The organism is Candidatus Tisiphia endosymbiont of Xenochironomus xenolabis, assembly GCF_964264705.1.
Taxonomy (GTDB): domain Bacteria; phylum Pseudomonadota; class Alphaproteobacteria; order Rickettsiales; family Rickettsiaceae; genus Tisiphia.
Map to the genome: position 1 here is coordinate 825,778 of NZ_OZ183473.1, position 16,594 is coordinate 842,371.

The 16,594-nt window shown below is 32.4% G+C and carries 13 protein-coding genes and 1 pseudogene; 6 read left to right on the top strand and 8 right to left on the bottom strand.

The features are described 5' to 3' along the window. The first annotated feature begins 43 nt into the window (after positions 1-43). The 6 genes from rpsM (at position 44) to ACFELY_RS04120 (ending at position 4,893) form a co-directional block, all read left to right on the top strand. A complete protein-coding gene (gene rpsM / locus ACFELY_RS04090; RefSeq protein WP_341749194.1) occupies positions 44-421 on the top strand; it encodes a 30S ribosomal protein S13 in 378 nt (125 codons plus the stop codon). 12 nt (positions 422-433) lie between these two features. Then, a complete protein-coding gene (gene rpsK / locus ACFELY_RS04095; protein ID WP_094648908.1) occupies positions 434-820 on the top strand; it encodes a 30S ribosomal protein S11 in 387 nt (128 codons plus the stop codon). Positions 821-834: 14 nt separating this feature from the next. Continuing rightward, positions 835-1,851, top strand: a complete 1,017-nt coding sequence (locus ACFELY_RS04100) for a DNA-directed RNA polymerase subunit alpha (protein ID WP_375333707.1) — start codon at positions 835-837, stop codon at positions 1,849-1,851. A gap of 14 nt (positions 1,852-1,865) precedes the next feature. Next, positions 1,866-2,285 (top strand): 50S ribosomal protein L17, encoded by a 420-nt coding sequence (rplQ, locus tag ACFELY_RS04105; RefSeq protein ID WP_094648910.1) that lies wholly within the window; start codon positions 1,866-1,868, stop codon positions 2,283-2,285. Positions 2,286-2,309: 24 nt separating this feature from the next. After that, the gene (gene rpsT, locus ACFELY_RS04110; protein WP_250310928.1) at positions 2,310-2,573 is read left to right on the top strand and encodes a 30S ribosomal protein S20; all 264 of its coding nucleotides are present in this window, start codon (positions 2,310-2,312) and stop codon (positions 2,571-2,573) included. 571 nt (positions 2,574-3,144) lie between these two features. Beyond that, positions 3,145-4,893, top strand: a complete 1,749-nt coding sequence (locus ACFELY_RS04120; protein ID WP_375333708.1) for an ABC transporter ATP-binding protein — start codon at positions 3,145-3,147, stop codon at positions 4,891-4,893. 328 nt (positions 4,894-5,221) lie between these two features. On the opposite strand, the gene recF is transcribed toward ACFELY_RS04120, so the two are convergent. The 8 genes and pseudogenes from recF to tatC all read right to left on the bottom strand — a co-directional run bounded on the left by recF (position 5,222) and on the right by tatC (position 16,588). Continuing rightward, positions 5,222-6,310 (bottom strand): DNA replication/repair protein RecF, encoded by a 1,089-nt coding sequence (recF, locus tag ACFELY_RS04125; protein WP_341759895.1) that lies wholly within the window; start codon positions 6,308-6,310, stop codon positions 5,222-5,224. Then, on the bottom strand, positions 6,310-6,978 hold the full coding sequence (locus tag ACFELY_RS04130) for a DUF5394 family protein (RefSeq protein WP_375330005.1): 669 nt from the start codon (positions 6,976-6,978) through the stop codon (positions 6,310-6,312). Before ACFELY_RS04130 ends, recF begins: the two co-directional genes overlap by 1 nt. A 61-nt stretch (positions 6,979-7,039) precedes the next feature. Beyond that, positions 7,040-7,390, bottom strand: a complete 351-nt coding sequence (locus ACFELY_RS04135; protein ID WP_375333709.1) for a hypothetical protein — start codon at positions 7,388-7,390, stop codon at positions 7,040-7,042. A 190-nt stretch (positions 7,391-7,580) separates the two neighbouring features. Continuing rightward, positions 7,581-8,282, bottom strand: coding sequence for a response regulator transcription factor CtrA (gene ctrA, locus ACFELY_RS04140; RefSeq protein WP_375330003.1), 702 nt, complete (start codon positions 8,280-8,282; stop codon positions 7,581-7,583). Positions 8,283-8,649: 367 nt separating this feature from the next. Then, complete coding sequence (locus ACFELY_RS04145; protein ID WP_375333710.1) at positions 8,650-12,030, bottom strand: hypothetical protein; 3,381 nt, start codon at positions 12,028-12,030, stop codon at positions 8,650-8,652. 16 nt (positions 12,031-12,046) lie between these two features. Next, complete coding sequence (locus tag ACFELY_RS04150; protein WP_375334131.1) at positions 12,047-14,485, bottom strand: VirB4 family type IV secretion/conjugal transfer ATPase; 2,439 nt, start codon at positions 14,483-14,485, stop codon at positions 12,047-12,049. Between the two features lie 84 nt (positions 14,486-14,569). Continuing rightward, complete coding sequence (serS, locus tag ACFELY_RS04155) at positions 14,570-15,856, bottom strand: serine--tRNA ligase (protein ID WP_375333711.1); 1,287 nt, start codon at positions 15,854-15,856, stop codon at positions 14,570-14,572. Next, a pseudogene (tatC, locus tag ACFELY_RS04160) lies at positions 15,834-16,588 on the bottom strand (twin-arginine translocase subunit TatC). The gene serS and the pseudogene tatC overlap by 23 nt, the downstream one beginning before the upstream one ends. Between the last annotated feature and the right edge of the window lie 6 nt (positions 16,589-16,594).

A 16,594-nucleotide genomic window follows, 5' to 3' on the forward strand; every position in this document is an offset into this window, starting at 1 on the left:
ATATTATTCCCTTTTGGTTGTTATCAAAATTTGGAGATTATTTGTGGCAAGAATAGCGAGTGTTAACATTCCAGCAAACAAAAGATTAGTAGTGAGTTTAACATATATTTATGGACTCGGCTCTTCTGCTGCAGGAAAAATTTGTCAGAAGACTGGGATATCTGAGAGTAAAAGGGTTAAAGACTTAACTGATCAAGAACTTATTGTTTTACGTAGTGTTATTGAAAAAGAATATAAAGTAGAAGGTGATTTAAGAAGAGAAGTAACTCTTAACATCAAGAAGAAAAAAGATATTAGAAGTTACCAAGGTCTCAGGCATATAAGAAAACTGCCTGTGCGAGGACAAAATACTCATTCTAATGCTAGAACAAGAAAAGGCAAAGCTATTGCAATTGCCGGTAAGAAAAAAGTTACAAAGTAATATGGTATAATAATGAGTCAGGCTAATACTAAGATCAAGAAAAAAAGAAAAAATATCACTCTTGGTGTTGTTCATATAAAAACAACTTTTAATAATACTATTGTGACTTTTACAGATGTGCAAGGTAATGCTATAGCGTTCTCAACAGCCGGTACACATGGTTTTAAAGGGGCTAGAAAAGCTACTCCTTATGCTGCTCAAATAACTGTTGATAAAGCCTCAGAAGCAGCAAAAGAGCATGGTCTTAAAACTGTTTCAATTAGAGTGCAAGGGGCAGGGGCGCAAAGAGAATCGGCTATGCGGGCAGTGTTTAGTCAAAATTTTATAGTTACCTCAATTTTGGATGTTTCAGCCGTTGCTCATAACGGTGTTAGATCGCCAAAGAGAAGAAGAGTGTAGATAGGTAGTAAATAATGTTATTATTAAATAAAAACTGGAACTCACTGATCAAGCCGAAGATCGTGTATGACAGTCCTGATAAGAATACTAATATATTAAAAGTTGTAGTTGAACCTCTAGAGAGAGGCTTTGGTTTAACAATAGGTAATGCTATGAGGAGAATTTTGCTTTCTTCTCTTCAGGGTGCTGCAATAACTTCGATAAAAATACCAGGGGTGGTGCATGAATTTTCTGCTATACCTGGTGTTAAAGAAGATTTAGTTGATGTAGTTTTAAATCTTAAGTCCTTAGTCATTAAGATGCATTCTTCCGAAAAGAAGGTTGTAAGATTAAGTGCTACTGGACCTTGTGTGGTGACTGCCGGTATGATTGGGGCAGGTCATGATGTGGAGATATTAACTCCTAATCATATGATTTGTACCTTGGCAAAAGGAGCCCAGCTTGAAATGGAACTAGTGTGTGAGACAGGAAAAGGTTATGTTCCTGCTGTGAGTAATGTTGATTCAGAAGCTGCTATTGGGGTAATCCCAATAGATGCGTTATTTAGTCCTGTAAGGAAGGTTACTTATAAAGTTGATAATACACGTGTTGGTCAGGTTACAGATTATGACAAGCTAATTATGATCGTTGAAACTAATGGTAGTATTTCTCCTGAAATGTCTATAGCCATTGCTTCTAGAATTCTGCAGGATCAGTTGCAATTATTTATTACATTTGAAGAACAAATGGAAGATAAGCAGGATAAATTAGAAGAATTATCATTTAATCCAGCCTTGTTGAAAAAAGTTGAGGAATTAGAATTATCTGTCAGATCTCAAAATTGTTTGAAAAATGATAATATAATCTATATAGGAGATCTTGTTATCAAAACGGAAGGAGAAATGCTGAGAACTCAAAATTTTGGTAGAAAATCTCTTAATGAGATCAAAGATATATTAGCCACTTTTGGCTTGAAATTTGGTATGGACGTAGCAGGCTGGCCTCCTGAAAATATTCAGGATTTATCTAAGCGTTACGAAGATCCATATTAATTTAAGGTAACAATATGCGACATAAAATTAAGGGTAGAAAACTCAACAGAACAAGTAGTCATAGGCAGGCGATGTTTGCTAATATGGCTGTGGCACTTGTGATGAATGAGCAAATAAAAACAACTTTACCTAAAGCTAAAGAGCTTAGACCTTATATTGAGGTACTAGTAACTAAGGCTAAGAAATCTGATTTAGCCACTAGAAGAATGGTGCTTGCTAAAATCAAAGATAAAGTGGCAACTGAAAAACTTATTAGCGTTTTAGGTAAAAGATATAGTGAACGTCCAGGTGGATATACTAGGATAATAAAGGCTGGTTCTCGCTATGGCGATATGGCTCCACTGGCTTATATTGAGTTCGTTGATAGAGATGTAAATAGTAAAGGTTGTATGACTCCACAAGCAGAAAGTCATAATCATGAAGAACAAAATTAATGAATCTGTAGGAAAATAATAAATATGGCTAATCATTCATCAGCAAAAAAGGCAATAAGACAAACAATTAAAAAAACTTTAATAAATAAGAATAGAGCGAGTAGAATTAAAACCTATTTAAAAAAAGTTTTGCAAGAAGTTGCTAGCGGTTCAAAAGAATCGGCCAGATTAGCGTTGATTGTTGCACAATCTGAAATAATGAAAGGCGTAACAAAGAATATTATCAAGTTAAATACCGCCTCACGTAAAATCAGTAAATTATCTCAAAAAATTAAAAACATGAATTAGCCTCCATAATTACCGATTAGCATTACTTCGTATATTAATAAGGGGACCGTAGGTCGATGAAGTGATCTATCTAATTATTTCCCTGGATTGATTCGTCGCTATTAAGAATATGGTTTTCTTACTGATTCTAGTGAAAACATAATTTTTGGTTATAAGCCGATTACTTATTCTATTTATACTCAAATGATTTGGAGAATTGGATTTGAAAATGAGGGGCGAGGCTACGGCAGCATACATGAGGTATGTAAGTAGCGAGTCCCTGATATTTTCAAAAAACAATTCTGCAAAGCAGAAGAGTATATCTCTATTACTTAGTTTGCAGACAAGCTCTGACATTAACCCTATAGAACATTGCTGGCTCACTTTAAAAAATACTTACGCAAAAGACCTATTGCAAAACTCTACTTCTGCTAGTAATTTGTACGTCGATGTGCTACTCGAATCCTTACGTACATTTGAGTACGCTGCGGTTCTGCGTTCCGTGTCTCCTTCAAATTCCTCAGCATAAGCGAGTTTTGCAATAGGTCTATTATTAAACCATTTGATAATTTAAGGCATGGGGATTATCTAAATGAATAATCGGTTTTTCTTTCTATGGTCAGTTATAAAACCATATAAATATCAATATTTTATAATGATGATAGCTCCATTTGCCAATGGAGTGTATCCAATTATACATAATTATGCTGTAAAACTTTTAATTGATTTATTTACTCAAAACCAACATATTACTTTTATACAATGCTGGCGACCAATAATGGTATTTGTAGGGGCGCAAGTTGTTCTTGATGGGGCATGGCGTGTACATAATTTTGCTCAATTAAAATGCATGCCTTATATTTTCCAAAATATGTTGGATAAAATTTGCAAACATTGCTTTGATCTGCCATATGCATTTTTTCAAAATAATCTTTCTGGGGCTGTGGTTGGAAAGATAAAAGGAATTGGTGATAGCTACTATAAGATGCATAACGCTCTCGAATTCCAGCTTAGTAAACCATTGTTAATTACATTGTTTTCTGGTATTGCCCTAGCTTGCACTAATATAAAAATATTTCTTTTTGTTTTAATATTTACAGTTATTTACTCACCTGTATCATTTAAATTTTTTACAAAGCTTGCTAAAATGGAGCAAGCAAAACAAGATTCCTGGTATCACTTATTTGGAACGGTTGCAGATTGTATTACTAATATCTTTACAATATTTTCTTTCGTTACCAAACAACGTGAATTACAAAAAATACAAGATTATTACAATAATATCCATAACCCATTACTTATCAAATATTACAAGTATGATTTAATTATATCTATAATACTATGTCTATTTTATTGGGTATTTTTAATATCTTTATTTTTCTATGTTATCCATATACGCAATAGGGGTGATATTTCAATAGGAGACATTGCCTTTATTATGTCCCTTGCATTTTTATTTACTGAAAATGCTTGGGATACAACAATCAGGATTAAAGATTTTTTACAAGACGTTGCTGCTTTTTGTTCTGCATTTACAGTTATGCAAATTCCCCAAGATACAATCGATAAACCTAATTCGCTTCAATTAAATATCTCAAAGGGTGATATTGTATTTCAAAATTTATCTTTCAGTTATGCAAACAACAGCATATTTCATAATCTAAATCTTAATATTAAAGCTGGTCAAAAGGTTGGGATAGTTGGACATTCTGGAGCGGGAAAATCAACATTAATATCGTTGTTACTCAAAAACTTTAAAGCAGTAAATGGTGATATTATGATTGATAATCAAAGCATCTATGATATTTCTTCCGATAGTTTACGATCCCAAATATCATTAATTCCTCAAGATATTATGCTTTTCCACCGTACAATTGGTGAGAATATTGGATATGCCAAAGAAAATGTCATACAAACTGAAATTGAAAATGCAGCAAAAGCAGCGAATATCCATGAATTTATTGAAACTTTACCTGCAAAATACGACACTATTGTCGGAGAAAGAGGGGTAAAACTAAGTGGGGGGCAACGTCAACGTATTGCAATTGCACGGGCTATTCTTAAAAATGCTCCCATTTTAATTTTAGATGAAGCGACTTCTTCACTTGATAGCCACACTGAACAAGAAATTCAAAAATCCATTAATACCATGCTCAAGATAAATAATACAACAATAATTGCTATAGCACATCGTCTTTCAACTATAAGGCATTTAGATAGAATTGTTGTTATGGAAGGCGGAAAAATTGTTGAAGACGGAAGCTTTTTAGACTTACTTACAATTCCAAATGGTAAGTTTAAGGAACTATGGGAACACCAGGTAAATGGCATGGTAGTTTAGTTAATAGTAGAATGAAATAATAAATATCATACCCTTGGTGTACCGTTACACAGTAAATTATCTCAAAAAATTAAAAACATGAACTAGTCTCTATAGTTAAACCGATTAGCATTATCTTGTCATTGTGAGGAGTAGCTTTGCTGCAACGCGGTAATCTGTTCACCAAGCGTCATTGCGAGGAGACCGTAAGGTCAACGAAGCAATCCATTTCTAATCACTTTCCTGGATTGCTTCGTCGGTCTGGCAACCTCCTCGCAATGACATCTTATACTTTAACCTTTTTTCCGTGAACACTCACATTCAATCTACAACTGTAGTACTAGGAAGGCTAGCTATATAATTTCACTAATTCTGCTTTTTTGGTTAAGGATTCTATGCCATTTAAGTCAGTAGCAGTTACCCATAGTTGTAATCCTAATTCTAGGAAAAGATCAATTAAATATTCTCGCCTTTTCTTGTCAAGATGGACAAAAACCTCATCTAACAGTAAAATAGGCATAGCGATATTTTCTTTAATAGAATAATTAACTTGGGCAAGTATTATTGCAATGAGCATAGCCTTCTGTTCACCGGTAGAGCAGTGTTTAGCTGGGGCATTTTTTTCTTTATGAATAACTATAAAATCACTTTTATGAACTCCAAAATTAGTACGATTAGACATTCTATCACGAATACGACAGCCCACTAATTCATTTTTTATAAAATCTACATCTATATCATAATTTTTTGATATTTTTTCTTCTATAACCCCATTAATTGATAAAATAGCTTTAGGGAAGTCATTATCCAAATCATCAATGGTTTTTTGAATATGTTCTAAAATTTTTAACCTATTAATAGCAATTTGAATTGATAATTCCGCCATTTTCTCTTCAATTACTCCAAGCCAATTTGTATCAACTTGATCTTGTAATAGGATTTTACTGCGTTCATGCATATAATATTCATATTTAGTCACTATCCCTGCATGAGATGGATTAAAATTATAGACAATCCTGTCAAAGAATTTACGTCTATCACTAACACCAGAAGAGAAAATACCATCCATTTGGGGAGTAAGCCAAATCATAGCAGAGAACTTGCTCAATTCATTATTTTGTATTTTAGCACCGTTAAATTCTGTAAGTCGCCTATTAGATTGACGTTTTAAATTTGTTGAAATTTCAACTAGTCCAAGTTTACTGTGTAGTAGCCCATAAGCCGAACAATGATCTGCCCCTCTTTGACAAACATCATCTAATTTTGCTGATCTCAAACCTTTACCAGGAAAAAATAGTGATATTGATTCTAGGATGTTAGTTTTACCACTACCATTTTCTCCTATTAATATAATAGGGTTATTACCAGTATTAATCTCTAAATCCTGAAAATTACGATAATTTAGTAGCTTTAATTTTTGTAAGTAAATATTATTAATCAATAAATTGTCTTCCCACCACTTTTAAAATTCTGATGAGCCTTGTTTAATTTTTTAAGAAATTCTGGAGAATATGATTTAATATCACTTTTTGCTCCACCTTCATATTTTGTAGCTAAATCCATCCCGCCTTTAATCATATTATAAGCAAAATTTTCTTTTTTTGTTTCTCCAGCTATTCTTTTAGGATTCATAAATTTATAAACTTGGTATAAAGCAAAATTTTTAACTAAACGCCTTGCTTCCAATCTAGATTGACGACTTATACCATGTAGATTGTCTTTTGATTTTATCAAGCCTCGGTTAGCTTCTTTTACCAATTGTGAATGTTGTTGCATTAAGTAACTACTTACTTCCGTAACATTCTTACTGATAAGTTGTTCATCAACTTTAAGATTTAATTTCTTGTTATTAAGTTTACCTAAATATTTTTGTATTAATATGATAATTTGTGTCTGTAATTTTGTTAGATCCATTGTTTGTTCGTTAAGACAAGCTAATATTTGTTCTATCTCTTGCTCGAAAGTGTCGTTTGCACTTAACTCATTGAAAATTTCCATTGCCTCATCGGATCCAAGTTCATCATCATTAGTGATACCTGCCAATGCATCCTTAATTTGGTCTGCTAATTTTCTAGAATCTTGTGGTTTTTTGTTATCTGTTTCCATTTGTTAGCCTCCTATTTACCAATTACTCAAACTAAGCAAATCCAGGAAAAGGATTAGCTAATCATTCTTGAGTAGTAAAGTGTCCTCTATAAGTTCTATATAACATAACCCCTCGAAGCTCTTCAATTATAGTTTTGCATAATAAGGCTGAGTCAATAGCTTTTTGTCTTTTAGTAAATTTGTATTCTTTTTCTGGACATAATTCACTTATACTAATATTCTGCCAAACAACTCCATCAAAAATTTTTGCTTTAATATAACCGCTTGACTTTAAATTCTCATAGTCCCCTTTATTAAGGCTTAATGCATCGTCATTTAACAAAAGCTTAACATCCCCAACATATGAATTTACTATATGATCAACATATTTAATATAGACCTTACCGGTTAGTTCTATCGTGCTAGGTATCATAATCTTCTATCTTGGTTTCTGAGATGGCTCAATAGACCTCTTGGATAACCTAAAGATAATTGAGTAATTTTTAGGAAAAACGAAGTCGAGTACCGCAGCGTACTAAGATGTACGTGAGGAACGGAGACGAGTTTTGACAATAAAATTACCAATTATCTTTAGGTTATCCAAGAGGTCTAATAACTTCTCCTTAAAAATGATGTAATATTGGATCTTGTTCATCATATTCTTTTAACATATAACCACGCCCCCATACTGTATCAATGTAGTTTGTACCACCAGCAGCAGCTAATTTCTTTCGTAATTTGCAAACAAATACATCTATAATCTTAATCTCTGGTTCATCAACACTACTATACAGATGATCTAAGAACATCTCCTTATTCAATACTGTTCCTCTACGTAAGACTAATAATTCTAAAATGGCATATTCCTTATTTGTTAAATGAACCTTTTTGCCATCAACTTCTACAATTCTGGTATCAAGATGAATACTTACCTTGTCAAACCTAACCACTGACTCAGAATGTCCTTTAGAACGACGAACAATTGCATAAATACGAGCAATTAACTCTTCGCGGTTAAATGGTTTTGTGATATAATCATCTGCCCCGCATGTAAGCCCTTTGATTTTCTGATCAACTGTAGTAATACCTGATAAAATCAATATGGGCGTTTTTACTTTGGCAGAACGTAATCTTAGCAATACTTCGAATCCACTAATGTCTGGCAGCATAAGATCTAAGATAATCAAATCATAATTGTAAACTTTTGCTATTTCTATTCCTTCTGTACCAAACTCCACCACTTCACAAATAATTCCTTCTGAAGCTAAGGTTAATTCAATAGAACTAGCTATATCACTATTATCTTCTACTAACAATACCCTCATTGCATCTTTCTCCTTAACAAATTTTTTTAGTAAATTATTCTTTTTGTTACACGCTATGTTCTCATTTTATCTTTATAAGAGCAAGTAATTTTATAAAATAAGTTTCAAATATATTAGGTTGTTGTAAACATTCTTCTTTAAAATAGGTGATTTTATCCTCGAATCCTTAACAATCATCTAGCATACTGAAATCCTAGTAGGTGAAAACTCCTATAAATTTCCATATTTTACATAGCTGAATTTGATATAACAAGTTATATTTAAATTTTATTAACAGAATCCATAACTAACCCAAGCAGCTCCTCGCTAATAGACTTTTGTAAATTGAGTATAATGTTAGCCTTGGTTAGTTATATTAAGATTTATGCTATTTTAATCGGTATTTAATAGTAAGATTCAACACCCCACCACCAATAACTCCAACATAAATCTTAATATTATTCTTACCATTTCGTAAATGTGGCATCAGATCAAGTTGTGGTAACTTAGTAGATTTATATATATCAGGAGCTTGCACAAAATCTTCTTTTTTACCAGTTCTAGAAATGTAAACAACACATTTGTCAGCTTGATAATCTCTACATTCTATATCCTTAAACTCATGATTAGGGGGACCAGTATAAATAATTTTATCATTGACTTTAATCATTAAGTAATCATCATAATACGAATCAGCCCCACCTATTGTGAAAGAGGTTAGCATATTAGTATTGGGAACATCAATCTCATAATTTGCCCAATTTAATGTATTTATTAGATAGGCTGTAGAATTGTATGAACCACCAAGTACCAAAGTGCCAATTTTAGTTGAAGTATCATAGCTATTTTTGACAGGAAAATTACTTTTAAAGTCATTTGTATATTTGAAACTAAGACCATTATTCTCTTTACAACCAACTCCCTCCGGTAAGGCTTCAAAAGCAACGCTTTTAGTAGCTATATTTAATAGGCAATAACGCTGCAGTGGTTTATTCGGATCAATTAATACCCAACCATCCTTGCAAGTACCTTGTGCCAAGTGACCTATTTCTGTATCTGGATCACTTATGTTATCAGACTTCCATGTTGCATTACCACTAATATCAGTCGGGGTAGAAATTGCTTTGCATTTAGGGGCATCAATTGCGGTGCAAAGACCCAATTCCTGGGATGTTTTATCTCGGATTGCAGTAGTCTTCTGATCGTATATAGGATAGCCCTCTTCCTTAGAGGCAAAATCGTAATGTTGTCCGGTATTTATCGGATATCCTTGTGATGAGGGGGGGTAAATCCTATTATTAGTATCTAAAGAGACTTTACATACTTCAACACCTTGTTTACGATTATTTACATAACAATACACATTATCACATTGATAAATTGTAATACCCTCCACAGTCTCTTTAGATTTACAATTAGTAGTACCTTTACATAGAGGAAGAAAGTTTTGATATTGGGTACTTTTTTCCTTAAATTTCAAGCAATCAATGGTATCTGATTCAAGTAGTTTTGCTAGCACACAATTAGTATTATTTACTCCAGGAATACATTTTTCTATATCTTTTAATTGTAAACAACCATGCGTTGCTCCTTGCAGATATTTACCATTTATATATTCAAGACCTTTCAAATATACCGCATCTGTAGTAGGTTTTCCTTCAGTATCGTAGGGAGCCTTGTCGTTTTTATATTCACCATATATTGTTAAAGGATTCATAGATTTTTTTCCAGAAAATGGCATAGCAGTATATGTAACTGGTGGAGTATTAGAAATATATGTCATGAAGGAAGTAAAATTATATCCTGCTAAATTTATTATTTCTTCTGTCTTTTGTGTCTCAGTTGAGTATATCGACAATGGAGTAACAACAGTGCTAGTTAAATCAACCACTTTCCCTTCTTTGTCTAATACTTGGATTGACGCAACAAATTGAGGGGTATAATAGCTATTATTAGGGCAAATAACCTCGGGAATTACTCCACATTTTTGGGTTAAGATTTGGTAGCCATCTGTCACTCTTTTTTCACAGCCAATTAGCTGATCTCCTTCTGTTACACAAATAGATTTTGGATCATAACGAAAAGCAGGATCTAAGTCAGTATCTAAAAAAGTATCTCTAACAATTGATACAGCAAAAGACCGCTCCTTGTCATTATTATCCTTGAGTTCAAAGATTTTTTGTAGTTTTAATAAATTGTTACCATCCTGATTTTGCAACTTGGGAAATTCAATATTAGCATCGATAAACTCACCAATATTAATCCCCCATATTTCTTGACAGGTAGTTTTATCTTTTGCACCACTACTATTACAATCAGGTAAATTATCAACATAGTAACTACTTGGTGTAGAGTGACTGCCTACTTTTTGTGCGTAAACTATTCTAAAGCCATCTTCACAACCATTTTCAGTAATGCTACATTTAAAGTCAATTTTTGTATTAACGCAAGGTTTTGTATCACCAACTGAACATTTTTTTATTGCATCACGTTGAGCGGTAGCAATATGCATCCCTTGGGCTGAAGAAAATGGACCAAGATTGTTTATTACTACACATTTATCGGTTTCTTGAGGATTTTCTTTATTTTTACAAAGAGGGACAAGATTGTCTAAACTAACACGTACAACATTATGAATAAGATTATTCCTTAATTTAGATACTACACATGGTGCATCTGAAGATTGAACAAATAAACCGTTTTTATTCTTTTTGCTACATACAGATTTGGTAGTAGGAGTAATAATGAATTTACCTAATTTAGGACAATATGGTGGTGGAAAAGGACCAAATGGCAATTCAACGCAACCAAATTGATAATCATCAACAGTACGATTTAGTGTACCAATTGTTTTTAGGATATCTTTTGCTATATCATACATCCATTGCTGCTCAAAAATTCTTCCTATCCATTTAACTATTTCTTTTATAGTATCAAGACCTGGTGTATTGTCAGAACCCATCATATCTAACAACTTACCTAATAATCCCGATATACTCAACCCCTCCTTAATTTCTATTAAAAATATTAGGACTTTTGTAAGAGGGTGTAACGCATCTGTTTTATGAAGAGGTTGTCTCACTGGATTCCAGTCCAGCGGATCTAAGTGAACTCCGGTAGCTGAAACAAGATTTACCAAACCAGGATCACTATATGCACACAACTTTGGTCTATCAAATTTAATAGGTGTTCCATCATCTCCAATGATCAATTTATCATCTTCTGTAAAACCAACATCATTTAAGTGTTTTCCAGGAGTATAACCAGGATCTGCTGGCGTTCCTGTTTTATTAAGATGAGTTGGTTCAACTGCCGGAATAGCAACTCTAGCACAAATTCTGAGTAAGGGTAAGGCATAAGCTCCAGGCCATACTACACATTCACCATCCCAATGTAAAGTAGTGGATTGATTCCAGCAGGCAAATGCATTACAACTTTGAGTTCTTATACGAATTTTTGGGGCAAAATAGGAGCTTTCTGTTGTATGTTCTGCACAATGCTGCAGATAAAATCCAATTCCACTTTTAGGGGGGTCAAATTGAACCAAGCAATTATCTGTATCGCGTCCATCCCGCTTGTTCCATGGTGGACACAAGGGGTCTGGATATATTGTTCTTTTGACAACTTTGTTCCATGTTTCATCTATCTTACCATAACCACAATTGCAAGGGTTAGTTATGCATTTTGCAACTTCATTCCAAAATGATGCTGCATAGCTATTGCCCGAGTAAATCAACAAGAAGAATACTAGATAATATTTTTTTAGCACCAAATTCCTCTTTTAACTAAATACGATTTAATGCCATATACAAAGGATTAATCCAATTATCAGGATGTCCTGGATATTGTTGTAATATTTTTTGATATATTTTTAATTCCTCAGCTCTACAGGATAAAATCTTGATAATACCAATTAAGCTTCCTATACTTAATTCCACAGCAATAGATTGATCGTCTTGGTTTATTAAGAACATTCTAGAAGTAATTGTAAATTTCGATAATTTCTTTATTTCTGATTCATTTAATCCTAAAATTTGCTCTAAATATTGCAATTTTATTTCTGATGGTAAAATAATTTTAGTGTCTGTCAAGTCTAACCAATTCTGTAACACCCTAGTTTTTATCGATTGCAAATAACTAAAATTAAAATTACTAACCATGATCCCATTATTTTTCATTAATCTATCAGAAATCATTTCTGATATGTTATCAAAATTTTCTGGTCTATACAAGGAATCAAGATTATCTATTACTAATATTTTTGGACTCTTCCCTGTAATAGTTAAATGATAATTAAAAGCATATATTAACCCTACACATAAACTATTATGCTTAGTTAAATTCATTGAGAATGCTTCTAAAAGTTTTCTATCTGTTGGATAAAAACGTTTAATAAAAGATTTTTCAGAAAAAGAATATAAATTAAATCCTATTATATTGCCTTCGGATAAAGGAAATTTATCACTATCAAATATACTATCATATAATCCACCTTCTGCATAATCTGTTAATTTTAGTTTAATTAACTCTCCACCTTCTATTGAAAAATCGATTACTTTTAAAATGGATGAAAAATTACGATCCTTATTATCTAAACTATGAATTTTATCGGCAAAGATTTCTAGAAAAGCTAATTCAATTTCGGTTAGAGGATAAAAAGAATGATTACAAATTATTTTAAGAAATTCAACAATAAAATGTCTTGATTCTAGAGTATCATCTAGTATAAATGGATTTATTAGATTTTTTTCCTTTTCAATCCACTGCCCTTCAATTGATTCAACAAAAATCTTTGAATCATTATTGTTGGAAAGATACAATATTGTTGGCTTATACTTAGTAGCTTCAGAAATCAAAAAATTTGTTAATACTGTCTTGCCAGTATTAGCTGTGCCAAAAATACAAACATTTCCTCTATTATTACTTTTAGCATGAAAATTCATAAAGTAAGGCGTTCCTTTTTCCGTTCTAAGCAAAGTTACCGCTTTACCCCATATGTTATTTTGGCTTCCAGTTGGAAAATTATGTAATGAAGCTAAGGCAGCTGTATTTTCAATAATTGTTGGGGCTAACCTTCTAATATAGGAAAAGTTGCCTGGAAGTTGTGCCCAAAATGTCGATTCTAAGTTTATATCTTCTCGTACATGAACAATTCCAATTTTAGCAAGTTCCCTAGATGCCTGGGCAATTGATTGATCCAATTTGTTCAAGTCCGATCCTATAATAGCAATGGAAATTTGTTGTTTACAAAATTGGTTTGGAATTGAAGCATCAAGATTCATTATCTTATCTATTCCTGTAATCTCAGCAAGCTTAGCATCCTTACTAACTTGTAAAATATAGGCCTGTTCTTCAAATGCTTTAGATACTTCTTTTTTATCAACGAAATAAAATATTTCTGTTGCTATTAATTCTACAGGTAATTGTAGGAATCCATCAAGGGCATCCGATGATACTTCTTGATATTCCTTTATTGAAATAATGGATGCAAATTTTTTACCATGTTGACTTATTACTTCAATCTTATCATTACCAACTGCATATTGATTAGAGGCTAAAGCATTAGATAAATTGGCAATCGGTACTAAACAATATTCCTCGTTAAGATGGACTATTCTGCGATATAAAAACATCAGATCAGAGTAAGATTCCTCTCTTTCAAATCTTATTCCTAACTTTACTGCACCAAAACCTTGCAAATCCAAAAGTATTGTATCAACAGTACTATTTAGTATTTTAAAAACACTATCTAAGTAGTTATTTTGGTAATTGATAAGTTTATCAAAAGACAAAGAAGCTATTAAAGAGTTTAAGTCTTTAACTTTAATGTTATCAGAATCATAAATTATTGAAATATATAAAGTATTAACAAATCTATCATCCCAATAATTCTTTTGTTGCCATAGATTGTGAATATTAGCTGGTAACAATTTATTGTATGGAGTTGTGTCATCTAAATTTGTCTTACGCCGTACCGTATGTATCCAGAATGCAAAACTTTTATTATGAACATTTTTCTTGATAGCATTACGCACTACTTCTCGTAAATTGAATAACTTATCACTAATATTTTCTGCATTAATACCATTTATTTGGATAGTTTGGAGTAGTTCTCCATTCTTAGTTAACAGAGTGTTTTCATTATAGTGACAAGCAATTGGAATGAAATTCTCTGCAGAATTATTATACAAATCCTTATCAATTTTCCTCGAATTGCTAGTTATTTTGAACACCAATGATACCTATTAAATAAACATATATTACTTATATTCTTTTGTTTTTAACATAATTATCTTAATCTCTCATACTTAACATTTAGTAGCGTGAATTCGCTCTAACCCACCCATATAACTTACCAAAACATCTGGAACCGTTATTGAACCATCTGCATTCTGGTAATTTTCTAGAATTGCAATTATTGTTCTACCAATTGGTAAACCAGAACCATTTAACGTATGAGCAAAAGTAGTGTCGTTGCTACCAAATTCTTTATATCTAGCTTTCATCCTTCTAGCTTGGAAATCTCCACAATTAGAACAGCTTGAAATTTCACGATATAAATTCTGACCTGGCAACCATACTTCCAAATCATAGGTTTTCTGAGCAGTAAACCCCATATCCCCAGTACAAAGCAACATAACTCTATATGGTAAATCAAGCTTTTTTAGAATAATCTCAGCAGCATTAGTGATATATTCATGTTCACATTTAGACTCTTCTACAGTAGTTATTGTGACCAATTCAACTTTACCAAATTGATGCATACGTATCATACCTCTAGTATCCTTACCACTGCTCCCAGATTCTGATCTGTAACAGGGGGTATAAGCAACATAACGTATAGGTAATTCTTCCCTAGCTATTATAGTATCAGATACCATATTAACAAGAGGTACTTCGCCTGTTGGAATTAGCCTGTAATTATTCACCGTTTCAAACGAATCTTCTGCAAATTTTGGCAATTGACCACTATTATACATAGCAACTGGTCGTACTAAAGATGGAGGAGATAATTCAGTAAAACCAAATTCCTGAGTATGAGTATCAATCATAAAATTAATCAATGCCCGCTCTAGCTTTGCTAAATCTCCTTTGAGAGTTACAAATCTACTCCCAGACATTTTAGCAGTACGTACAAAATCCATCATCCCTAAACTCTCACCAAGCTCAAAATGTTGCTTAGCTAGTACTGGAGATGCTTTGGTGGTAATATCTCCAACTGTTCTAATCAGTTTATTCATACTTCCATCAGTACCGTATGGTACGTCATCATCAGGAAGATTTGGCAGTACTTCCAGCATATCGTTGAGCTGATGATTACTATTTAATTTTAGAGTCAGTTCTTCTAATTTTTCATTTATATGGTCCACATCACGCTTTAGTTCTTCAAATTCCTTACTACTCTTGTTAGGCATATTACCTAAATATTTAGATTTTTTCTTTCTCGCATGCTGGAATTGTTGAATAAGATTAGTTAGCTGACGTTTGCTTTCATCTAGTTTAGTAATTTTATCGGACATTGGAGGAATTCCCCTTTTGATAAGTAAATCATCAAATTCCTGTTTATTCTCTCTAATCCATTTTATATCTAACATCTAATTTCCTCGGTTTTCTACAAATTTACACATAATAATTGAAGTTTCATATAATAAAAGCATTGGTATTGCAAGGGCAAATTGGCTAAGCACATCCGGTGGAGTTAAAATACCAGCAATAATGAAAATAATTATTATAGAGCATCTTCGCTTGTTCACTAAGTCTTTTGCTGTTAATATTTTTAATAAATTTAATATTAGCATAATAATAGGCAATTGAAAGGCTATACCAAAAGCAATAATTAGCTGAATTACTAAATTTAAATATTCGCTAACTCTAGCTTCTAGAATTAGTGGAATAACGACATTATGATCTTCAAAGCTCAAAAAAAATTGCCATGTACGCGGCATAACAAAGTAAAAAACAAAGACACCCCCACACCAAAACAAAATAGGTGCCATAAAGAGGATAAAAGCTGCATATTTTTTCTCATGTGAATATAGTCCAGGTTTTATAAACAAAAAACATTCTATGCTAATAATTGGTATAATCATGACAAAAGAAACAAAAGCCGCAAGTTTTATGTAAGTAAAGAATGCTTCAGTAAGACCAGTATAGATCACTCTTTTTATATTCGTATGACTTAATTCTGCAAGTGGTTCTAATAAAATATTATATATATCACTGCTAAAATAATAACAAATAATAAAACCAATAATGAATGCAGCAAATATTCGTAATAATCTAGCTTTTAACTCTAAAAAATGTTCTTTAAAGGTATATGATTTCATAAATTA

Coding starts and splice junctions, on each gene's coding strand:
- rpsK (WP_094648908.1), top strand. CDS start 434: ATGAGTCAGGCTAATACTAAGATCAAGAAAAAAAGAAAAAATATCACT.
- ACFELY_RS04100 (WP_375333707.1), top strand. CDS start 835: ATGTTATTATTAAATAAAAACTGGAACTCACTGATCAAGCCGAAGATC.
- rplQ (WP_094648910.1), top strand. CDS start 1,866: ATGCGACATAAAATTAAGGGTAGAAAACTCAACAGAACAAGTAGTCAT.
- rpsT (WP_250310928.1), top strand. CDS start 2,310: ATGGCTAATCATTCATCAGCAAAAAAGGCAATAAGACAAACAATTAAA.
- ACFELY_RS04120 (WP_375333708.1), top strand. CDS start 3,145: ATGAATAATCGGTTTTTCTTTCTATGGTCAGTTATAAAACCATATAAA.
- ACFELY_RS04130 (WP_375330005.1), bottom strand. CDS start 6,978: ATGGAAACAGATAACAAAAAACCACAAGATTCTAGAAAATTAGCAGAC.
- ACFELY_RS04135 (WP_375333709.1), bottom strand. CDS start 7,390: ATGATACCTAGCACGATAGAACTAACCGGTAAGGTCTATATTAAATAT.
- ctrA (WP_375330003.1), bottom strand. CDS start 8,282: ATGAGGGTATTGTTAGTAGAAGATAATAGTGATATAGCTAGTTCTATT.
- serS (WP_375333711.1), bottom strand. CDS start 15,856: ATGTTAGATATAAAATGGATTAGAGAGAATAAACAGGAATTTGATGAT.